Annotated in this window: 24 protein-coding genes and 1 pseudogene; 18 read left to right on the top strand and 7 right to left on the bottom strand. The window is 57.2% G+C overall.

Going from position 1 to position 21037, the window contains the following annotated elements:
* Positions 1 to 44 precede the first annotated feature (44 nt).
* From TU76_RS10055 to TU76_RS10040, 5 genes and pseudogenes are all read left to right on the top strand, one after another.
* Complete coding sequence (locus tag TU76_RS10055; RefSeq protein WP_048351575.1) at positions 45 to 803, top strand: response regulator transcription factor; 759 nt, start codon at positions 45 to 47, stop codon at positions 801 to 803.
* 4 nt (positions 804 to 807) lie between these two features.
* A complete protein-coding gene (locus TU76_RS10050; protein ID WP_019826587.1) occupies positions 808 to 1068 on the top strand; it encodes a hypothetical protein in 261 nt (86 codons plus the stop codon).
* A gap of 154 nt (positions 1069 to 1222) precedes the next feature.
* A pseudogene (locus TU76_RS25585) lies at positions 1223 to 1435 on the top strand (site-specific integrase); the annotation flags it as partial.
* Between the two features lie 22 nt (positions 1436 to 1457).
* On the top strand, positions 1458 to 2003 hold the full coding sequence (gene folE, locus TU76_RS10045; protein ID WP_019826593.1) for a GTP cyclohydrolase I FolE: 546 nt from the start codon (positions 1458 to 1460) through the stop codon (positions 2001 to 2003).
* A 101-nt stretch (positions 2004 to 2104) separates the two neighbouring features.
* Positions 2105 to 2476 carry a glutathione S-transferase N-terminal domain-containing protein gene (locus TU76_RS10040; RefSeq protein WP_019826595.1) on the top strand — a complete coding sequence of 124 codons (372 nt, stop codon included), beginning with the start codon at positions 2105 to 2107 and terminating at the stop codon, positions 2474 to 2476.
* A 62-nt stretch (positions 2477 to 2538) separates the two neighbouring features.
* Here TU76_RS10040 and TU76_RS10035 read toward each other — a convergent pair whose 3' ends face one another.
* Together TU76_RS10035 and TU76_RS10030 are read right to left on the bottom strand one after the other, a co-directional pair.
* A complete protein-coding gene (locus tag TU76_RS10035; RefSeq protein ID WP_019826597.1) occupies positions 2539 to 3141 on the bottom strand; it encodes a glutathione S-transferase family protein in 603 nt (200 codons plus the stop codon).
* A 10-nt stretch (positions 3142 to 3151) separates the two neighbouring features.
* On the bottom strand, positions 3152 to 4318 hold the full coding sequence (locus tag TU76_RS10030; protein WP_019826599.1) for an aminotransferase-like domain-containing protein: 1167 nt from the start codon (positions 4316 to 4318) through the stop codon (positions 3152 to 3154).
* Positions 4319 to 4400: 82 nt separating this feature from the next.
* Here TU76_RS10030 and TU76_RS10025 point away from each other — a divergent pair, with 82 nt between their 5' ends.
* From TU76_RS10025 to TU76_RS10015, 3 genes are all read left to right on the top strand, one after another.
* Complete coding sequence (locus TU76_RS10025; RefSeq protein ID WP_019826601.1) at positions 4401 to 4841, top strand: MarR family winged helix-turn-helix transcriptional regulator; 441 nt, start codon at positions 4401 to 4403, stop codon at positions 4839 to 4841.
* Positions 4842 to 5023: 182 nt separating this feature from the next.
* A complete protein-coding gene (locus TU76_RS10020; protein WP_019826603.1) occupies positions 5024 to 6373 on the top strand; it encodes an NCS2 family permease in 1350 nt (449 codons plus the stop codon).
* Positions 6374 to 6434: 61 nt separating this feature from the next.
* Complete coding sequence (locus TU76_RS10015; protein WP_019826607.1) at positions 6435 to 7061, top strand: LysE family translocator; 627 nt, start codon at positions 6435 to 6437, stop codon at positions 7059 to 7061.
* 172 nt (positions 7062 to 7233) lie between these two features.
* Here TU76_RS10015 and uraH read toward each other — a convergent pair whose 3' ends face one another.
* Positions 7234 to 7587 (bottom strand): hydroxyisourate hydrolase, encoded by a 354-nt coding sequence (gene uraH / locus TU76_RS10010; RefSeq protein WP_019826609.1) that lies wholly within the window; start codon positions 7585 to 7587, stop codon positions 7234 to 7236.
* A 373-nt stretch (positions 7588 to 7960) separates the two neighbouring features.
* On the opposite strand from uraH, the gene puuE reads away from it, so the two are divergent.
* From puuE to TU76_RS09970, 8 genes are all read left to right on the top strand, one after another.
* Positions 7961 to 8890, top strand: coding sequence for an allantoinase PuuE (gene puuE, locus TU76_RS10005; RefSeq protein ID WP_019826611.1), 930 nt, complete (start codon positions 7961 to 7963; stop codon positions 8888 to 8890).
* A complete protein-coding gene (uraD, locus tag TU76_RS10000) occupies positions 8887 to 9402 on the top strand; it encodes a 2-oxo-4-hydroxy-4-carboxy-5-ureidoimidazoline decarboxylase (protein ID WP_019826613.1) in 516 nt (171 codons plus the stop codon). The genes puuE and uraD overlap by 4 nt, the downstream gene beginning before the upstream one ends.
* Positions 9403 to 9463: 61 nt before the next feature.
* The gene (gene alc / locus TU76_RS09995; protein ID WP_019826615.1) at positions 9464 to 10459 is read left to right on the top strand and encodes an allantoicase; all 996 of its coding nucleotides are present in this window, start codon (positions 9464 to 9466) and stop codon (positions 10457 to 10459) included.
* Positions 10460 to 10581: 122 nt separating this feature from the next.
* On the top strand, positions 10582 to 11085 hold the full coding sequence (locus TU76_RS09990) for an ureidoglycolate lyase (RefSeq protein ID WP_019826617.1): 504 nt from the start codon (positions 10582 to 10584) through the stop codon (positions 11083 to 11085).
* A gap of 48 nt (positions 11086 to 11133) precedes the next feature.
* Positions 11134 to 12426 (top strand): urate hydroxylase PuuD, encoded by a 1293-nt coding sequence (locus TU76_RS09985; RefSeq protein ID WP_048351574.1) that lies wholly within the window; start codon positions 11134 to 11136, stop codon positions 12424 to 12426.
* A gap of 85 nt (positions 12427 to 12511) precedes the next feature.
* Positions 12512 to 13876, top strand: a complete 1365-nt coding sequence (locus TU76_RS09980) for a nucleobase:cation symporter-2 family protein (protein ID WP_037032474.1) — start codon at positions 12512 to 12514, stop codon at positions 13874 to 13876.
* 151 nt (positions 13877 to 14027) lie between these two features.
* A complete protein-coding gene (locus TU76_RS09975) occupies positions 14028 to 14813 on the top strand; it encodes an outer membrane protein OmpK (RefSeq protein WP_019826624.1) in 786 nt (261 codons plus the stop codon).
* A 361-nt stretch (positions 14814 to 15174) separates the two neighbouring features.
* Complete coding sequence (locus TU76_RS09970) at positions 15175 to 15960, top strand: outer membrane protein OmpK (protein WP_019826626.1); 786 nt, start codon at positions 15175 to 15177, stop codon at positions 15958 to 15960.
* Between the two features lie 19 nt (positions 15961 to 15979).
* Here the strand turns inward: TU76_RS09970 and TU76_RS09965 are convergent, their stop codons facing one another.
* Positions 15980 to 16582 (bottom strand): TetR/AcrR family transcriptional regulator, encoded by a 603-nt coding sequence (locus TU76_RS09965; protein ID WP_019826628.1) that lies wholly within the window; start codon positions 16580 to 16582, stop codon positions 15980 to 15982.
* A 273-nt stretch (positions 16583 to 16855) separates the two neighbouring features.
* On the opposite strand from TU76_RS09965, the gene TU76_RS09960 reads away from it, so the two are divergent.
* Positions 16856 to 18058, top strand: coding sequence for an MFS transporter (locus TU76_RS09960; protein ID WP_048351573.1), 1203 nt, complete (start codon positions 16856 to 16858; stop codon positions 18056 to 18058).
* 4 nt (positions 18059 to 18062) lie between these two features.
* Here TU76_RS09960 and TU76_RS09955 read toward each other — a convergent pair whose 3' ends face one another.
* Entirely contained in the window at positions 18063 to 19004 is a 942-nt protein-coding gene (locus TU76_RS09955) for a DUF808 domain-containing protein (RefSeq protein ID WP_048351572.1), read from the bottom strand.
* A gap of 132 nt (positions 19005 to 19136) precedes the next feature.
* Here TU76_RS09955 and TU76_RS09950 point away from each other — a divergent pair, with 132 nt between their 5' ends.
* Positions 19137 to 19745: a TetR/AcrR family transcriptional regulator gene (locus tag TU76_RS09950; RefSeq protein ID WP_046809288.1), complete on the top strand. Its 609-nt coding sequence runs from the start codon at positions 19137 to 19139 to the stop codon at positions 19743 to 19745.
* A gap of 210 nt (positions 19746 to 19955) precedes the next feature.
* On the opposite strand, the gene TU76_RS09945 is transcribed toward TU76_RS09950, so the two are convergent.
* Positions 19956 to 20414: an REP-associated tyrosine transposase gene (locus TU76_RS09945; RefSeq protein WP_048351571.1), complete on the bottom strand. Its 459-nt coding sequence runs from the start codon at positions 20412 to 20414 to the stop codon at positions 19956 to 19958.
* 162 nt (positions 20415 to 20576) lie between these two features.
* Positions 20577 to 21017, bottom strand: coding sequence for a GlcG/HbpS family heme-binding protein (locus tag TU76_RS09940; protein ID WP_048351570.1), 441 nt, complete (start codon positions 21015 to 21017; stop codon positions 20577 to 20579).
* Positions 21018 to 21037 lie beyond the last annotated feature (20 nt).

Here is a 21037-nt window from a genome sequence, read left to right as displayed (position 1 = left end):
GGTACTCGGCGCTGCTTTAGCCCTCCACACATGGATAACTTTTTGTGACTCCACGACCTCCCAAAACACGCATATTAGTTGTCGACGACCAACCGCTTATCGTTGAAGAGATGTGTGAGTTTCTTGAGAGTAATGGTTTCGCCTGTATTCCCAGCTACAGCAGCCGCCAAGCCATTGACCTGTTCAACGAGGACCCGTCGATCGCCTTGGTGGTGTGCGACTTGTTGATGCCCGGTTTCGATGGAATAGAGCTCATCCAGAAGCTCAAGCAATACTCCAAGAAGCATCGCGTCTTCGATGCCGTCCTGCTGAGCGCCCAGGGCGAAAAACAGGATTTGGTCCGCGCTCTGCGGGAAGGCTTCTCCGACTACCATCAAAAACCTGTTAACCCCGACTCGCTGCTTCAAACGCTAAAAAAACTGGAAGAAAAGCAAACAGAAAGCGCCACACACAATCAGAGCACTGACGCCTTGAGCAGGCGCTTGCAAGGCTTGATAAATTCCATAAGCGACATACACAGCGATATAAAAAAAACACACCCCACCCGTGTAAAGAACACTAAAAGCTCATCAAATACCGAACAAGCTGATTATAAAAATTTTCTATTCAGCAAGTTATCCCCTCGCCAACTGCAAGCGGCACACCTTGTCAGCGAAGGTAAAACAAACTACGAAATCGCCTGCGACATGGGCATTACGCCAAATACCGTAAAGCTCTATATCTCACAAATACTGAACTTAACAGGCGCCTCCAACAGAACACAGTTAGCGCTGGCTTTAAAATCACATGGATTGAGTCTCTAAAGCGATGAACATACGCTACAGCAAAGGTTTTGGCTCCTTTATCACTATTTGCATGCCGGACGCGGTGAGGGTCGGTTTACACCGTCAACTAAAGGCTATCAATAGCGCCCGGAACAGCCTGCAAGTACGCTTGGCAAGTGAGCGCGCAGAAGGCTTTAGCGAAGCGCTCAAAACCCTCGATATATTAAGCAATGAGGATATGGCCAGTGTTTCCCAGGTGATACACGCCGTGGTCCAGGCCAGGACCCACGCCCTGACGCTGTAAAGGCGGCTGGATGAACACGCCCTCGCAGGCCTCCAGCGGGGTCAGCCCTCGATTCGCGCAGGCCTGATCCCGATAATGCATTGAGCCTGCACTCGACCGAATCACGCTTATTTTCCAAGAAGCGCCATCAAAACTGATCATCAGAGTGCGCTGACAATACAACTGCCGCCATTCCTACGCTACCATGTGCCTCATGGCAGGCATGAACCCTGCGTTTATCGCCAATCAGCTAAGTCACAGCGTACAAATGTTGCTTTCAACGTATGCTAAATGGCTCATTTCCAGCACAGACTGGAGCGAGCTCGGGAAACTCGAAAACAGCAAGATTGGTACAAAATTGGCACGACCCGACGAGGTGCCACTATGAAACCCGCATGGAATATAGCCCTGTGACATTGGAACAAAACTACACCGCCATCCTCGGTCAACTCGGCGAAGACGTTTCCCGTGAAGGCCTGCTGGATACGCCAAAGCGTGCAGCCAAAGCCATGCAGTACCTGTGCCGTGGCTATGAACAAACTCTCGAAGAAGTCACCAATGGTGCCTTGTTCAGCTCTGACAACAGCGAAATGGTGCTGGTGAAAGACATCGAGTTGTACTCGCTGTGTGAACACCACCTGCTGCCGTTTATCGGCAAGGCCCACGTTGCTTACATTCCGAGCGGCAAAGTGCTGGGGCTGTCTAAAGTGGCGCGCATTGTCGACATGTACGCCCGCCGCCTGCAGATCCAGGAAAACCTGAGCCGCCAGATCGCCGACGCAGTGATGCAAGTCACCGGCGCCCTGGGCGTTGCCGTGGTGATTGAAGCCAAACACATGTGCATGATGATGCGCGGTGTCGAGAAGCAAAACTCGTCGATGATCACATCGGTGATGCTGGGTGAGTTCCGCGAAAACGCCGCCACCCGTAGCGAGTTTCTCAGCTTGATCAAGTAACTGGCGTCCCGAAAAAGACCGGCGTTTATCGCCGGTTTTTTTTCGTATGTCTGTTTTCAGGTAAGCTGCGCCCCTTCTTACTTGCCCATGAGGCTTTTACTGTGTTTATCAAAGCGCTTCGCGTAGGCCTGGGTCAGCTCATCATCGCTGGCGATTTTGTTACCCGCCCCAGCAAAAAGCAGCGCCCTGCAGCCGCACAGGCGCAGGTCGATCACGCTGCCAAAAGCCTGACCCTGTACCAGTTCCACGCGTGCCCGTTCTGCGTAAAAACCCGCCGCACCTTGCGTCGCCTGAATGTGCCGGTAGCCCTGCGTGACGCGAAAAACAACGAGCAGGACCGTCAAACCCTGCTGGAGCAAGGCGGCAAGATCAAAGTCCCGTGCCTGCGCATCGAAGAAGATGGCAAGACCACTTGGATGTACGACTCCAAGGTGATCATTGAGTACTTGAACCAACGCTTTGCCAACGTTTAAACATCACGCTCCACTTACAAAAAAACCGGCACTAGGCCGGTTTTTTTGTGTGCGCAATCAACTCAATCGAGCATGCCCACATGCCGCGGATGGCTGGCCACTCGTTGCAGCCACGCTTGAATACCCGGGTAACCGCTAAGATCAAAGCCACCCTGATCCGCCACGTGGGTGTAGGCGTACAGGGTCACGTCTGCAATCGAGTACTGATCACCCACCAGATACGGTGTGCGGTTGAGCTGTTGCTCCATCACGTCCAGCGCTTTGTAACCCCGCTTCTGCAGTTTGCGGTACTCCTCCAGACGCTCTTGAGGCAAGCCCAGGTAAAACTGGATAAACCTCGCCACAGCAATGTAAGGCTCATGGCTGTACTGTTCGAAAAACTGCCATTGCAGCACCTGGGTGCGCAAGCGCGGCTCGGTCGGCAAGAACTCACTGCCGTCGGCCAGATAGTTGAGAATCGCGTTGGACTCCCACAGGCACGTACCGTCTTCCAGCTCCAGCACCGGCACTTTGCCGTTCGGGTTTTTCGCCAGGAAATCCGGGGTTTCTGTTTCACCCTTGAGGATGTCCACCGCGAACCACTGATAATCAAGGCCCAGCAAATGCAGCATCAGCTTGATCTTGTAGCAGTTGCCCGAATTGTAATCGCCATAAACCTTGAGCATCGCGCCTCCTTTAGGCCGCTTGGGCAGCCTGTGCCTGACGAATAACGTTAGCCAGGCGCTTGAGGCCTTCGTGCAGACGCGCAGGGTCGATGTGGCTGAAGTTCAGGCGCAGGCTGCCAACGTTCTGGTCCGGGTTGGCGAAGAACGGCTCACCCGGCATGAATGCCACGTTCTGCTCCAGCGCAGGCTTGAGCAACGTACGGGTATCGAACGGCTGCTTGAGGGTCAGCCAGAAGAACAAACCGCCCTGCGGTACATGCCAGTCAGCCAGGTCCGAGAAGTGCTCTTCGAGCGCCAGCTGAAAGCCGTCACGACGTACACGGTAGAAGTCACGCAATTCGGCCAGGTGGTTGCTCATTTTCTCGGTGCCGATCCACTGCAATGCCTGCCATTGGCCAACACGGTTAGTGTGCAGGTCCGCCGATTGCTTGAGGCGCAGCAGGTGCGGGAACAGATCAGGGCTGGCAATCAGGAAGCCAACGCGCAAACCCGGCAACAGGGTTTTGGACACAGTGCCGGTGTAGATCCAGCTGGCTTTTTTCAGGCGGCTGACAATCGGCGTGGCGCTGCCGCCGTCAAAATTCAGTTCGCGGTACGGCTCATCTTCAATCAGGGTTACGCCGAACTCGTCCAGCAAGGCCGCAACGGCGTCGCGCTTGGTTTCGCTGTAACGCACGGCAGACGGGTTCTGGAACGTCGGGATCAGGTAGATGAAAGCGGGACTGTGTTTTTCCAGTTGCACACGCAACGCGGCCAGGTCCGGGCCATCGGCTTGCAGCGGGAACGTCAGGCACTCGGCACCGAACAGTTGGAATATTTGCAGCGCGGCCAGATAGGTCGGCGCTTCAAGCATGATCTCAGTGCCTTTGTCGATGTACAGCTTGGCAGCCAGATCCAGTGCCTGCTGCGAGCCGCTCAGTACCATGACCTGGCTCGCGTCGCAATCAACGCCCAATGCACGGGCCTCGGCAGCCAGTACTTCACGCAATGCCGGCTCGCCTTCACTCATGCCGTATTGCCCCATCGAGGCCGGCATATCGGTCCAGTCGACCTTGGGCAGCATGGCTTCGGCCGGTAGCCCGCCAGCGAAAGACATGACTTCCGGACGTTGGGCCGCAGCCAGAATTTCACGAATCAAAGAGCTTTTCAGGCGGGAAACACGTTCGGAGAAGGCCATACAGATCACCGGTAGCGGAAGTAATTGGAAATAAGTCAAACTGGTTGACCGAAACTACGCCGCGAAGCCTAGATACGTCAATATGCTTGACCTTAAAAATCCGACCACTCAGCGTGCCGCCATGGAAGCCTTCTTCTTTGGCTATCAAGCATTTACCGCCAAGGCGGACGAAATGCTGGCACGTCGTGGGCTAAGTCGGGTGCATCAGCGCATCGTTTTCTTTATCGCCCACCATCCCGGTGTAAGCGTCAAGGAACTGCTGACGCTGCTGGGCGTAAGTAAACAAGCCCTTAACACGCCTTTACGCCAGTTGATCGAAATGGACCTGGTGCGCAGCGTCGCCCCCGAGACCGACAAGCGCAAACGCCTGCTGGAGTTGACCGCTGACGGCGTCACCTTCGAGAAAAACCTGCGTCGCGAGCAGGTCAAGCTATTGCAGCGGGTGTTCGCCCAAGCGGGTGACGACGCCGTCAATGGCTGGCTGGCAATCAACCATGCCTTGGGCCAAAGCCGCCAGCCCTAGCCTGCCCCCACCTTAACGTCCTCATGCACCCTGCATTTCGTCTACAACATCGAAAACATTAATTGCTTTTTTTGTATACAAAAGCATAATTCATCTCGCCTGCATTCTTGACCCAAAGGTCAGAAAACTGCCGCTCGCCTCACCAGTGCCCTTAAAAACAATAAAAGCCTGAGGAAATAACCGTGGACAGCCAAAAGTCAGAAATCCCCGCCGTTGAACTTTCCCCTCCCACCTCCCGCGGGTGGCTGGAGCGCCTGTTCAAACTGTCGCTGCATGGCACCACGGTCAAAACCGAGCTGATCGCCGGGCTGACCACCTTTATCACCATGGCCTACATCATCTTCGTCAACCCCAACATCATGGCTGACGCAGGCATTAATCATGGCGCGGCCTTTGTGGCGACCTGCATCGCCGCCGCGCTAGGCAGCCTGCTGATGGGGCTTTACGCCAACTGGCCAGTAGGCCTGGCGCCAGGCATGGGCCTGAATGCGTTCTTCACTTACACAGTGGTCGGAACCATGGGTTACAGCTGGGAAACGGCCCTGGGTGCGGTATTTGTGTCTGGCGTGCTGTTCCTGTTTCTGACCCTGTCGCGGATACGCGAATGGCTGCTCAACAGCATTCCTGTCAGCCTGCGCCATGCGATGGGTGCGGGGGTCGGCTTGTTTTTGGGGGTTATTGGCCTGAAAACCTCGGGCATTATCGTCGACAGCCCGGCCACCTTGATCAAGCTGGGATCGCTGCATGATCCTGCTCCGCTGCTGGCCGCCGTGTGTTTCTTGATGATTGCGATTCTTAGCTATCACCGTGTATTCGGCGCGATCCTGATCAGCATCATTGCCGTCACCCTGGCTGGCTGGAGCCTGGACCTGGTCCACTACAACGGCATTATGTCTGCGCCGCCTAGCCTGGCTCCCACCTGGATGGCCATGGACCTCAAGGGTGTGTTCAATATCAGCATGATCAGCGTGGTATTTGCCTTTCTGTTTGTACACATGTTCGACACTGCCGGAACCCTGATGGGCGTGGCCCAGCGTGCCGGCCTGGTCAAGGCTGACGGCAAGATCGAAAATCTGTCCCGGGCACTCAAGGCTGACAGCGCTTCGAGCGTATTCGGCGCTGTGGTGGGCGTGCCGCCCGTAACCAGCTATGTCGAAAGCGCCGCGGGTGTTGCCGCCGGCGGTCGAACCGGACTCACCGCAGTCACCGTGGGCGTATTGTTTGTAGCCGCGATGTTCTTTGCCCCCCTGGCTGGCATGATCCCCGCTTACGCGACTGCTGGCGCACTGATTTACGTGGCCATGCTGATGATGGGTGGCATGGCCCACATCAACTGGGACGAACCCACTGACTGCATCCCTGCCATTGTGACCATGATCATGATGCCGTTGACCTTCTCGGTCGCCGACGGGATTGCTCTGGGCTTTATCACCTATGTCGCACTCAAGGCGGGCACCGGCAAATACAGCGAAATTTCTGTCAGCTTGTGGGTGCTCTGCGCTATTTTCATCGCCAAGTTTATTTACCTGTAGACCGGGCGATATCAACCGGCCCCGCCAATGATGCGGGGTCTTTGTGTTATGGGAGGAAGTGATGAGTCTGGAAACCTGGCTGCTGTTCAGCAGCGCGGCATTGGTGGTAATCCTGATTCCGGGGCCTTTGTCGTTATTGATGATCAGCAACAGTTTGAACTACGGTTTGCGCCGTTCGTATCCGGCATTTCTGGGGGGAGTGTTTGCCTCGATTTGCCTGCTTAGCGCTTCAGCTCTCGGCTTGGGTGCCTTGCTGCTGGCTTCGGAAAAACTCTTTAGCGCCCTGAAAATCGTCGGTGCGCTGTACCTGTTTTACCTTGCCTGGCAAAGCTGGAAGCAATCGCGCCAGCCGGCCACGGTCACCAACGTGCCTGAAGCTGCACCAAAACCACGCTTCAGCGCCCTGTTCGGGCGCGCGTTTGTACTGGGCGCCAGCAATCCGAAAGATATTTTGTTCTTTGCCGCCTTCCTGCCGCAGTTCCTCAACCCCGACTTGCCGTTCCTTAACCAGTTGCTGGTGATGATCGCCACCTGGACCGTACTCGACCTGCTGTGCAAGCTGGCCTACGGCCTTGGTGCCCATGGCGCGGCGGGTTATCTGCGCAGCGGCAAGGGCCAGAGCTGGTTCAACCGCATCAGCGCCGGGTTGTTTGGTGTAGCGGGAACGGCGTCACTGCTAAGCCGCTGATACAGCACCGCCTGTGTGGGAGCGGGCTTGCTCGCGATTCAAGCGCCGTGTGTCTGGATGACCGCGTCGATGCCATCGCGAGCAAGCCCGCTCCCACAGGTCATGTATAGACAGGCAAAAAAAAGCCCGCAGTGTGAGCGGGCAAATAACCACATGCGCAGATCGAAAGCTTCTAGCTACCGCGATAGGTCGAGTAGCTGTAGGGCGAAATCAGTAGCGGTACATGGTAGTGATCCTGCTCCGAACTGATCCCGAAACGCAGCACCACAACGTCCAGGAACGCCGGCTCAGGCAATTTCACACCCTTTGCGCGGTAGTAGTCACCGGCACTGAACTGCACCTGGTAAACCCCCGAACGGTACGTATCCCCTTCCAGCAGCGGCGCGTCGCACCGGCCATCGCTGTTGGTCAGTGCTGTAGCGACCAACTCCAGCCCCGAACCTTCAACCCGATACAGCTCGACCTTGATCGAGCTGCCCGGACAGCCATGTGCGGCATCCAAAACGTGCGTAGTCAAACGTCCCATAGATTGTGCGACCTCCCGAATCGGTAAAAAAATGGCCACTGCACCCCTTTGGCGCACCAAAAGCATCAGCGAGAACACGATTAAGACATTTATCAAAAAAATTGTACACAATTAAAAAGCACAATTTCAGCCAACCCTTGAGCCACGCCGCCTGCACGGTATTTACTGTCAAAGCCGCAGGGTTAGCAGACTTCTTATCCATAAGCTGACCAATCAGGCAGGTTTCTTGCAAGTACCCTTGAGGCGCGAAGCATGGTAGAAATAGATAAAATCAGGGTTACAAATAGATTATAAAGTTGTATACAATCAGGCCATCGCAGTGACGCCAGGTCTGGCCAATCGACTGTTAACACGAACAATAAGGAAGACTGTAGTGAGCGCTGACTACCCACGCGACCTGATTGGTTACGGTCCCAACCCCCCGCATCCGCATTGGCCGGACAACGCCCGTATCGCCCTGTCTTTCGTACTCAACTACGAAGAAGGCGGCGAGCGCAACATTCTCCACGGCGACAAGGAGTCTGAAGCTTTCCTGTCCGAAATGGTCTCGGCGCAGCCGCTGCAAGGCGAGCGCAACATGAGCATGGAGTCTCTCTACGAGTACGGCAGCCGCGCAGGCGTATGGCGTGTACTCAAGCTGTTTCGCGAGTTTGATATCCCGCTGACTGTATTTGCAGTCGCGATGGCCGCCCAGCGCCATCCGGATGTGATCCGCGCCATGGTGGCCGCCGGGCATGAGATTTGCAGCCACGGGTATCGCTGGATCGACTACCAGTACATGGATGAAGCCCTTGAGCGTGAACACATGCTCGAAGCCATCCGCATCCTCACCGACATCAGCGGTGAACGCCCGCTGGGTTGGTACACCGGACGCACCGGCCCCAATACACGGCGCCTGGTGATGGAAGAAGGCGGTTTCCTGTACGACTGCGACACCTATGACGACGACCTGCCTTACTGGGAGCCCAACAACCCTACCGGCAAGCCGCATCTGGTGATCCCTTACACCCTGGACACCAATGACATGCGATTCACCCAGGTGCAGGGTTTCAACACCGGCGAGCAATTCTTCCAGTACCTCAAGGATGCTTTCGATGTGCTGTACGCCGAAGGCGCAGAGTCGCCGAAAATGCTATCCATCGGCCTGCATTGCCGCCTCATTGGCCGCCCTGCGCGTCTCGCCGCCCTCAAGCGCTTCATTGAATACGCCAAGGGTCATGAACAGGTCTGGTTCACCCGCCGGGTGGACATCGCCCGCCACTGGCACGCCACCCACCCTTTTGTTGCAGAGACAGCCAAATGAGCGCCTTCAAGACCCTCAAGCCTTCACAACTGAGCCGTGAAGCGTTCGTGGCAGCCTTTGCCGATATCTACGAACACTCGCCCTGGGTAGCCGAAAAAGCTTATGACCTGGGCCTGGACAGCAGCGTCGATCAAATCGAAACCCTGCACCAGCGCATGAGTGACCTGTTGTTGAGCGCCGATCACGCCAGCCAGCTGGCACTGATCAATGCTCACCCGGACCTGGCCGGCAAAGCAGCCGTCCAGGGCCAACTCACCGAAGCCAGCACCCATGAACAAGCTGGCGCCGGTATTCACCAATGCACGGCCGAAGAGTTTCAACGCTTCACCGAGCTGAACGAGGCCTACAAAGCCAAGTTCAAGTTTCCCTTCATCATGGCGGTAAAAGGCAGCGACCGGCACCAGATCCTCGCCGCGTTCGAGACCCGCATCCATAACCCGGCAGACGTCGAGTTCAAATGCGCGTTGGCAGAAATCAACAAGATTGCCCTGTTCCGATTACTCCAGCTCTAAGCCGAATCGGCACCTGCCGATGACGCATCTCCAGCCACTTATTTAAAGGCAGACAAGAAGAATGAAAGCTTACGCCGTACCTTTCGAGAAGTTCGTCAACCTGGCCGATGCCCGCCTGGGCACCAAAATCGTTTCGGTCACCGATGACTGGTTCGCCGACGCCAACCGCCTGTTCCAGCCTACCCCGGCCGTATGGAAGGAGGGCGTTTTCGATGACAACGGCAAGTGGATGGACGGCTGGGAGTCCCGTCGCAAGCGCTTCGAAGGCTATGACAGCGCAGTGATCCGCCTTGGCGTTCCGGGCTCGATCAAGGGTGTGGACATCGACACTTCATTCTTCACCGGCAACTTTCCGCCGTCTGCCTCGCTGGAAGCCTGTTTCCTGGCCTCGGGCGAACCCAACGAAAACACCCAGTGGGTTGAAGTGCTGTCGGCTGTCGAGCTGCAAGGCAACAGCCATCACTACCACGAAATCAGCAATGACCAGGCCTTCAGCCACCTGCGCTTCAACATCTACCCGGATGGCGGCGTAGCACGTCTGCGTGTGTATGGCGTGCCGTTCCGTGACTGGTCGGCGGTGGGCGACAACGAGCAGATCGACCTGGCAGCTGCCTTGAATGGCGGCCGCGCCCTGGCCTGCTCCGACGAACACTTCGGGCGCATGAGCAACATCCTTAACCCGGGTCGCGGCATCAACATGGGCGACGGTTGGGAAACCGCACGCCGTCGTACTCCGGGCAATGACTGGGTCATCGTGGCTCTGGGCCATGCCGGCGAGATTGAAAAAATCATCGTTGATACCCTGCACTTCAAAGGCAACTACCCGGACAGCTGCTCGATCCAGGGCGCGTTCGTCAAGGGCGGTACCGACAGCCAGATCGAAACCCAGTCGCTGTTCTGGCGTGAGCTGCTGCCGAGCCAAAAAATGGAGATGCACGCTGAGCACACCTACAGCGAGCAACTCAAAAACCTCGGCCCCATTACTCATATTCGCCTGAACCTGTTCCCGGACGGTGGTGTAAGCCGCATTCGCGTACTGGGTAAAGTCGCCAAATAAGCGCTGAACCCATCGCGGGCAGGCCCGCTCCCACATTTGAAATGCATTCACCCGGTGGGAGCGGGCTTGCCCGCGATAGCGACAAAAACTGACACCACAGAAACCCGAATAAGAAGACCACCATGCGCACATTGATGATTGAACCGCTGACCAAAGAAGCCTTCGCCCCTTTCGGTGACGTAATCGAAACCGATGGCAGCGACCACTTCATGATCAATAACGGTTCGACCATGCGCTTTCACCGTCTGGCAGAGGTCGAAACGGCTACGCCAGAAGACAAGGCGATCATCAGCATTTTCCGCGCCCAAGCGCAGGACATGCCGTTTACCGTACGCATGCTGGAGCGCCATCCGCTGGGCAGCCAGGCTTTTATACCGCTGCTCGGCAACCCCTTTCTGATCGTGGTCGCGCCAGTTGGCGATGAACCTGTATCAGGCTTGGTCCGCGCCTTTGTCAGTAATGGCAGGCAGGGCATTAATTACCATCGCGGCGTTTGGCACCATCCGGTGCTGACGATCGAAAAGCGGGATGACTTCCTGGTGGTTGATCGCAGTGGCACAGGCAATAACTGCGATGAGCATTTCTTCAAAGAGGATCAGTTGTTGTTCCTCGCCCCCCACCAATAAGAGAAGGTCCAACACTCATAAAAGAGTGACGGGCAAGAGGTAAAGACTGTGGAAGCACATCTAATGGAATGGCTGAATCTGAGCGTGCGCTGGATTCATATGATCACGGGTGTGGCCTGGATCGGCGCATCGTTTTATTTCGTCTGGCTGGAGAACAACCTCAACCGGGCCAACCCCAAGGATGGCCTGGCCGGCGATCTATGGGCGATTCACGGCGGCGGCATTTACCACCTCGAAAAATACAAGTTGGCTCCTCCCACCATGCCGGAAAACCTGCACTGGTTTAAATGGGAAGCCTATTTCACCTGGATGTCAGGCATCGCCCTGCTCTGCCTGGTCTTCTACTTCAACCCCGCGCTGTACCTGATTGCTCCAGGCTCCAGCCTGAGCGGTCCAGAAGCCGTTGCCATCGGTATCGGTTCGCTGATTGCCGGCTGGTTCATTTATGACTTTCTGTGCGACTCCGCCCTGGGCAAACGCCCGGCGTTGCTCGGCTTCGTCCTGTTTGTGTTGCTGGTTGCGGCAGCGTTCGGCCTGAGCAAGGTGTTCAGCGGGCGCGGTGCATACCTGCACGTGGGCGCCATTATCGGCACCATCATGGTCGGTAACGTGTTCCGCACCATCATGCCCGCGCAACGCGCTCTGGTCGCCGCGATCAAGGAAGGCCGCACACCCGACCCGGCGTTGCCGGCCAAAGGCCTGCTGCGTTCGCGTCACAACAACTACTTCACCTTGCCGGTGCTGTTCATCATGATCAGCAACCACTTCCCGAGCACTTACGGCAGCCAGTACAACTGGCTGATCCTGGCCGGGATTGCGGTGTTCGCGGTGTTGGTGCGTCACTACTTCAACACCCGTCACGACAGCCACAAATATGCCTGGACACTGCCTGTCGCGGCACTGGGCATGATCTGCCTGGCGTACGTCACCGGTCCAAAGCCGGTGTCGACTGCACCTGAAACAGCCAAGGTAATCAAATACCAACCGCTCCCGGAAACCGCTCTGGGCGGTGTCAGGGCGCAGGATGCTCCACCGTCTGCACCCGCAGCACCTGCAACACCCGCAGCACCAGTGGCCAGCGTTGACTTCGAAAAAGTCCATGTAGTGATTCAGGAGCGCTGCACGGTTTGTCATTCCGCCACCCCCACCAGCCCGCTGTTCAGTGCGGCCCCGGCAGGCGTGATGTTCGACACCGCGCAACAGATCAAGCTCATGGCTCCCCGCATACAGGCCCAGGCCGTCGCCACCCCGATCATGCCGTTGGGCAACATCACCCAGATGACCCAGCAGGAACGTGATCTGGTCGGCGCCTGGATCAGTGCAGGAGCCCAGACCAACTGACGCACGCGCTATGCGGTCGCAGCCATGCTGCGACCGCATGAACACACCACTAGCTCACAACAATAAAAAATGACCGAGGTGTTGCATGTCCGATTTATCCGAACCGCGCATACCCGCCATAACCGCGCCGCCCCCGCTGGCGCGGCTACCCATGCTGCAACTGATCCTGGTCGGTTTGCAGCATGTACTGCTGATGTACGGCGGCGCGGTTGCAGTGCCGTTGATCATCGGACAAGCCGCAGGCCTGAGTCGGGAAGAAATCGCCTTTTTGATCAACGCTGACCTGCTGGTAGCGGGTGTCGCCACCATCGTGCAATCGATGGGTATCGGCCCCATGGGTATTCGCATGCCGGTCATGATGGGGGCCAGTTTTGCCGCCGTCGGCAGCATGGTGGCTATGGCCGGGATGCCGGGTATCGGCCTGACCGGGATTTTCGGCGCCACCATCGCTGCAGGCTTTTTCGGGATGATCATTGCGCCGTTCATGTCCAAGGTGGTTCGTTTCTTTCCACCGCTGGTCACCGGCACCGTGATTACTTCGATCGGTTTGTCCCTGTTCCCCGTTGCCGTCAACTGGGCCGGTGGTGGCAGTACTGCTGCGCAGTTCGGTTCCCCGACGTATCTGGCCATTGCTGCACTGGTGCTGGGAACCATCCTGCTGATCAACCGCTTCATGCGTGGCTTTTGGGTCAACATTTCGGTATTGATCGGCATGGCCCTGGGCTATGTACTGTCAGGCGCCATTGGCATGGTCGACCTCTCCGGCCTGGACAACACTCCCTGGTTCCAGATCGTCACCCCGCTGCACTTCGGCATGCCTGAGTTTCACCTGGCCCCGATCCTTTCGATGTGCCTGGTGGTGGTGATCATCTTTGTCGAGTCCACCGGAATGTTCCTGGCGCTGGGCAAAATCACCGATCAGGAAGTCACTCCACGCATGCTGCGTCGTGGCTTGCTGTGTGATGCCGGGGCGTCGTTTATTGCCGGTTTCTTCAACACTTTCACCCATTCCTCATTCGCCCAGAACATTGGTCTGGTGCAAATGACCGGCGTACGTTGCCGCTCGGTGACGATCATGGCCGGTGTATTTTTGATCACCCTGAGCCTGCTGCCAAAGGCCGCGTATCTGGTGGCCTCCATTCCGCCTGCGGTATTGGGCGGCGCCGCCATCGCCATGTTCGGCATGGTCGCGGCCACAGGGATCAAGATTCTCCAGGAAGCCGACATTGCCGACCGCCGCAATCAATTGCTGGTGGCTGTGAGCATCGGCATGGGCCTGATCCCGGTGGTACGCCCCGAGTTCTTCGCCCACCTGCCACTGTGGATGGACCCCATCACCCACAGCGGCATCGCCATGGCCGCCGTCAGCGCGGTCTGCCTGAACTTGATGTTCAACGTACTAGGCGGCGCCGAGCGCGCAGCCATGAGCGGGCACGTGCATCAGCACTGATCCGACTACCCCCCTTGTGGGAGCGAGCCTGCTCGCGATGCAAACGATGCGGTATTTCTGAACGTCCGCATTGATGCCATCGCGAGCAGGCTCGCTCCCACAGATTCACCCGCTTCTGGTTAAGAAAACAACAATAAAAAAGGAGTTACCCATGAACTGCAAACACTGGGGCGTCACGCTCGCGGGTGGGTTTTTGGCTGCCGGTCAGGCCCTGGCAGGTGATCTGTTTTTGTGGCAAACCAACAGCCTGACTTACCTCTACGGCAAGAATTTCGCGATCAACCCCTCGATCCAGCAAACCGTCACCTTCGAGCATGCCGACAAGTGGAAATACGGTGACAACTTCCTGTTTGTCGACCGCATTTTCTACAACGGCAAGGATGACCCCAACAAAGGCCCGCACACCTACTACGGCGAGTTCAGCCCACGCCTGTCGTTTGGCAAGATCTTCGACCAGAAGCTTGAGTACGGCCCTATCAAGGACGTGTTGCTGGCCATGACTTATGAGTACGGCGAAGGTGACAGCGAAGCGTATCTGATCGGCCCGGGCTTTGATCTGGCAGTGCCGGGTTTTAACTACTTCACCCTTAATTTCTACCGTCGCCATACCGAGGGGCCACGCCCTGGCACCGGGGTCTGGCAGATCACTCCGTCGTTTTCCTACACCATCCCCTTGGGGCGCTCCAACCTGCTGATCGATGGCTACATGGACTGGGTGGTCGACAACGACCAGAACTCACGCGGCACCTATCACGCCAACCTGCACTTCAACCCTCAGATCAAATATGACCTGGGCAAAGCCCTGAACCTGGGTGAGAAACAGCTGTATGTGGGGATTGAATACAGTTACTGGAAAGACAAGTACGGCATCGAAAGCAGCAGCCGCCTGGACACCAACCAGAACACGGCCAGTGCCCTGATCAAAGTCCACTTCTAAGTTAAAGGCTGTGCACGCTCTGTTATCGCTCGACCCGGGTGATAACAGAGCGCTTGAGTGCAAACGTCTGAGCCAGTATTCTCCGCGGCCGCTCAAACGCGAGTGCTGTTTTAAAGCTGACTTCAAAGCCAACTTAATGCCTTTAAATCAAAGGTTTAGTGCCTGTATCAATCACCTTTCACGCGATTGTCAGATGACTGCCGGGGGATTCTTTTGGCCCCCAAACAGGTATGGCCCCGTACTTGCTTTAAACAATAAAGCTGACCGTAAGGGCAAGTTTTATAAAGACGGACCAAGGCGCCAAAACAGAGCGCCACGTTCTCACTACTGCACACCTTTTTACTTTTTTGGAGCTAACCGAATGAAGCGCACTCTTACCAGCCTGATGCTTGCGGGGAGCATGTTGGGCGGGGCTCCGGCAGTCGCCGGCGACCTGCTGCAATGGCAAACCAACAGCCTGACTTACTTGTATGGCAAAGACTTCCAGGTCAATCCAAAGATTCAGCAAACCCTCACCTTCGAGCACGCTGACAGCTGGAAGTACGGCGATAACTTTTTCTTCCTCGACCGTATTTTCTATAACGGTAAAGAAGACGGTAACGTTGGCCCGAACACCTATTACGGCGAATTCACCCCACGCTTGTCGTTCGGCAAAATCTTCGACCAGAAGTTTGAGTTTGGCCCGATCAAAGACGTACTGCTGGCCATGACTTACGAGTTTGGCGAAGGCGACACCGAGGCCTACCTGATCGGCCCGGGTTTCGACCTGAACGTGCCGGGCTTTGACTACTTCCAGTTGAACTTCTACCAGCGTTTCCCTGAAGGCAACCGTGCTGGCAAAGGCGTCTGGCAGATCACCCCGGTGTGGTCCTACACCCTGCCCGTGGGCAATTCCGATGTGCTGATCGACGGCTACATGGACTGGGTGGTCGACAACGACCAGAATTCCCGCGGCACCTACCACGCCAACCTGCACTTCAACCCACAGATCAAATATGACCTGGGCAAGGCGTTGAGCTGGGGCGCCAAGCAGTTGTACGTAGGTGTTGAGTACGACTACTGGAAAAACAAATACGGTATCGAAGACAGCGGTTCATTCAAAACCAACCAGGACACTGCAAGCCTGCTGGTCAAGTACCACTTCTGATGCCTGGGCCTCAGTCGCGTCAGCGCGCCTGAGGCACCTGCAACAAACCCCGCAACATCAGGTCAAGGCTGTCCAGCGCAGCCGCCAGACGCTGCGGCGGGTTGTCAGCCTCGGCAATCCAGAACGATGCATCCATCAAGCCGCCCTGGATCAGGCGTGCCAACGCCTCGGGATCGGTGCGTTGAATCACGTGGGTGTCCATCAAGCCTTGCAGCATCGCCGCCATGGACAGGCAGCACACTGACTGAGTGTTCTGCACGTATTGCGACCCCAGCACCGAGGGCGCATCACGCAACAAAATGCGCTGCACTTCGATTTGCAGGGCCATCTCCAGATACAGCCGGCACTGATCCTGAAACCCTTGCCACTGGCTTTCGGCTAGCTCAAGCACCTGCGCCAGCTGCGCATCCAGCTCGGCGTCGATTTGCTGGGCCACCGCTTGAAACAACCCCTTCTTGTCACCGAAATGGTGATACAACGCGCCGCGCGTCAAGCCCACCGAAGCCGTCAACTCATCCATCGAGGTCTGGGCATAGCCCACCGTACCGAAAGCCAGCCGTGCTGCTTCAATCAGCTTGCCACGGGTTTCTTCGATCATTTGCGACCGCGCTTTGGGCGCCATGTCTGCCACCTTTTTTTGGGATACACGGCGTATGTTAATTGACATACGCCATGTATGCGTATATTTCTACATACGCCACGTATGTGACATTCGGCAATTACACATTTCCCGTAGCCGCTGCCGAAGGCTGGGTCCGGTTGCGAAGCAACCGTAAAATCAGTGAATGCCGTTTTCCTGAAGAACCGCATTCACTGGTTTTACGTCGACTGCGTCGCCGGACGCAGCCTGCGGCAGCTGCTACGTAAGCGCCCCCAATACCGTTCCGGAGCTTGTATGTCTAACCCTTACCGCGAGATTTTCAGTACCCCTGGCACCAAGGCTTTCAGTGGCGCGGGGCTGATCGCACGGATGCCGATTTCCATGGTCGGCATCGGCATCATCACGATGCTTGCACAACTGCACGGCTCCTATTGGTTAGCCGGCGCCGTCGCAGCCACCTTTGCCCTGGCCATGGCCTTGTTGGCCCCGCAAATCTCGCGCTGGGTCGACCGTTACGGTCAAAGCCGGGTATTACCCGGCGTCACTGCCGTTGGCGTTAGCGCCATGCTGGCCTTGTTGCTGTGTAGCCATTTTGCGGCGCCTGACTGGACACTGTTTGTGTTCGCTGCGTTGTCGGGCTGCATCCCGAGCATGCCGGCCATGGTGCGGGCACGCTGGACCGAGCTGTATCGCGGCTCCCCCAAACTGCACACGGCGTTCTCGTTCGAGTCAGTACTTGATGAGGTGAGTTTTATTGTCGGCCCGCCGATTTCCGTGGGGCTGAGCGTGGCGCTGTTTCCGCAAGCCGGGCCACTGGTCGCTGCCATCCTGCTGGCTATCGGCGTTACCGCATTTGTGCTGCAACGCAAAACCGAACCACCGGTACACCCACGCAGCAGCGAACACGGCGGCAGCGTATTGCGTCAGGGCGCCGTGCTGATTTTGCTCATGGCTCTGCTGGGCCTGGGAACGATTGTGGGGACTGTGGACGTGGTCAGCGTGGCCTTCGCTCAACATCAGGGCCAACCCGCCGCTGCAAGCATTGTGCTGTCGGTGTATGCCCTGGGTTCGTGCGTCGCCGGGCTGGTGTTCGGCACACTCAAGTTGAACATGCCACTGCCAAAATTGTTTGTGCTGGGCGCGCTGGCCACTGCGATCACCATGGTGCCGCTGATGTGGGTCGACAGCATCGCCACGCTGGCCGTGGGAATGTTGTTCGCCGGGCTGTTTTTCGCCCCTACCCTGATTACTGCGATGGGTCTGGTGGAAAACATAGTCCCGCCCGCCAAACTGACCGAAGGACTGACCTGGATGATTACCGGTCTGGGCATGGGAGTTGCCCTGGGCGCAGTCGTTGGCGGCTGGGTAATTGACGCCTACGGCCCCCAGACCGGGTTCACAGTGTCGCTGGCGGCCGGGGGCGCCATGCTGCTGTTTGCCGTTCTGGGTTATCGCCTGCTGCAGGACAGCACCTCACCGCGTGCCGTAGCGACCTGACAGCTTAGCTTTTGACCGCGCGCCAGACCTTGCTCACACCAGACACCACCGCCAACACCACCGCGCCGGCAATAATGCCGGCCACGGCGTTGAGCAAAGTCGGCACGATTGCCGAGACCACGCCCAGCCATTGCGCGCTGCTTTGCGCCACGCCTTCAACCCAATGATGCAGCGCCGGTACGCCGTGGGTCAGGATGCCGCCGCCGACCATGAACATCGCCGCCGTGCCAATCACCGACAGGCTTTTCATCATGTAAGGGGCCGTGTTCAGCACCCCGCGACCGAAACTGCGCTGAAAACGGGGCCACACGCCTTCGCCGGTCTTCTTGCTCAAGTACAGGCCAGCGTCGTCGAGTTTGACGATACCCCCTACCAGGCCATACACCCCGATGGTCATCACAATGGCGATCCCCGACAACACCACCACTTGCTGCATCAGCGGTGACTCGGACACGATCCCCAGGGTGATGGCGATGATTTCGGCTGACAAGATGAAGTCCGTGCGCACGGCACCCTTGACCTTGTCCTTTTCAAACGCCGCCAGATCGACGTCAGTACCGGCCAATGTGTCATGCAGCGCCTGACGTTCGCCCTGGGCGTCGGCCTTGCTGTGCATAAAGGTGTGAGCGAGCTTCTCGAAGCCCTCGAAACACAGATAAGCACCGCCCACCATCAACAGCGGCGTGACCGCCCACGGCGCAAATGCGCTGATGGCCAGTGCTGCGGGAACCAGGATCAGCTTGTTGCGAAACGAGCCCTTGGCCACGGCCCACACCACCGGTAACTCCCGGTCAGCCCGCACGCCAGAGACCTGCTGGGCATTAAGCGCAAGGTCGTCGCCCAGCACCCCGGCGGTTTTTTTGGCGGCCACTTTGGTCATCAGTGCGACGTCATCGAGTACAGCGGCGATATCGTCGAGCAACATCAGCAAGCTACTGCCAGCCATAGAAAAACGTCCTTTAAGATTGAATGGCCACAAGCATAGCGCGTGCCAGCCCGAAAGCTGCAATCTTGAGCCACTTGCAAGCCCGGTGCTACCATGCCCGACCGCCCCAGCAGGCAAGGACATATCGGGTTTATGAGCAGTATCCGCGAGCGTAATAAAGAACTGATTTTGCGTGCCGCCAGCGAAGAGTTCGCTGACAAGGGTTTCGCCGCCAGCAAAACCAGCGATATCGCGGCCAAGGCAGGCGTGCCCAAGCCCAACGTCTACTACTACTTCAAATCCAAGGAAAACCTCTATCGCGAGGTACTTGAGAGCATTATCGACCCGATTCTGCGGGCTTCGACACCGTTCAATGCCGATGGCGAACCGAACGAAGTGCTGAGCAACTACATCCGCTCAAAAATCCTCATTTCCCGCGACTTGCCGTTTGCCTCCAAGGTGTTTGCCAGCGAGATCATGCACGGCGCCCCGCACCTGAGCGAAAAACAGGTCGAACAGCTCAACGTCCAGGCCAAGCACAACATCGACTGCATCCAGATCTGGATCGACCGTGGCCAGATTGCCCCGATCGACCCCCATCACCTGATGTTCAGCATCTGGGCGGCGACCCAGACCTACGCCGACTTTGACTGGCAGATCACCGCCATCACCGGCAAGGCCAAACTCGAAGACAGCGACTACGAAGCCGCGACCCAGACCATCATCCGGCTGGTGCTCAAGGGTTGTACTCCAGACCGGTAGACCGAGCTGGGGCCTTCGCGAGCAGGCTCGCTCCCACCCTTGATCAGCCATGCGGGAGCATCCGGGCCGCGACCCAGACCATTATCCGGCTGGTGCTCAAGGTCTGTACTCCAGACCGGTAGACCGAGCCGGGGCCTTCGCGAGCAGGCTCGCTCCCACCCTTGATCAGCCATTGTGGGAGCGAGCCTGCTCGCGAAAGCTGCAACGCGGTCAAATCCAGATAGCATCCCACAACGGATAGTCACCCAGCTTCTCAACAAGCCCTGCCCGCAATGGGTTGGCAACAACATAACGAGCTAACTTCACTAGATCCTCCTCACGCCTTAATGCCCGATCATGAAAGCCATTCTGCCAAAGACTGATTTTGCGATCGATGGACAGGCTCACCGCTTTGGTGCTCAAGGACTTGGTTCTTTGCATCAATCCGCTGAGCGTCCCCCGGCGCAACTCGATCAACCAATGAAAGTGATCGGGCATGACGACCCAAGCCAGTGAGTCAGCAAAACCCTGGTCTTGTGCAACGCGAAATTGTGCGACAACCAATCGGCCCAAAGCAAAATCATTGAAGATGGGTTCTCTACAGAGCGTATTGGTGCTCAGCAGGTACATTCTATTTTTTTCAGAGAAGCGGCCTGTGCGCAGACGGTGTGAAGCAGCCAGAGATGGCATTCCTTTGCCCTTTCAGAGTGAGTTCATGAAAAGGCTAGCCATGTAAGTACGACTCAGATGGGTAGTTTTTTAGCATGATGTATCTAGAGGAATGTCTACGCGAGCAGGCTCGTTCCCACCATGGCCTTTCAAATGTGGGAGCGAGCCTGCTCGCGAAAGCGTTTAGACCACCACCCCCGCATCCGCCCTCAAGCCCAGTGCCTCGACCGCGTTGATCGCGCACTGCTCGTCGATATCCGAGGTGTCGCCGCTGATGCCGATCGCACCGATCACCTGCCCCGACTCATCACGGATCAACACCCCACCCGGCGCTGGCACCACGTCGCTCTGCCCCATCCCGTTAAGGGCGGCATAAAACGCCGGGCGCTGCTGTGCGTCCAGCGCCAGCAAACGCGAGCCCTTGCCCAGGGCAATCGCGCCCCAGGCTTTGCCAATCGCGATGCTGGGGCGCAGCAAGCTCGCACCATCCTCGCGCTGCAGCGCCAACAGATGCCCGCCACAGTCGAGCACCGCCACCGTTAACGGTGCCGCGCTGATCTGGCGCCCTGTGCTCAAGGCCTGAGCAGTAAGTTCTAAAGCGACTTTCAAGGTTAAAGCACTCATGGTTGCCGTCCTTATCTTGT

Origin of the sequence: Pseudomonas psychrophila (assembly GCF_001043005.1) — a bacterium.
GTDB lineage: Bacteria > Pseudomonadota > Gammaproteobacteria > Pseudomonadales > Pseudomonadaceae > Aquipseudomonas > Aquipseudomonas psychrophila.
This window is presented reverse-complemented; position numbering and strand designations above follow the sequence as displayed.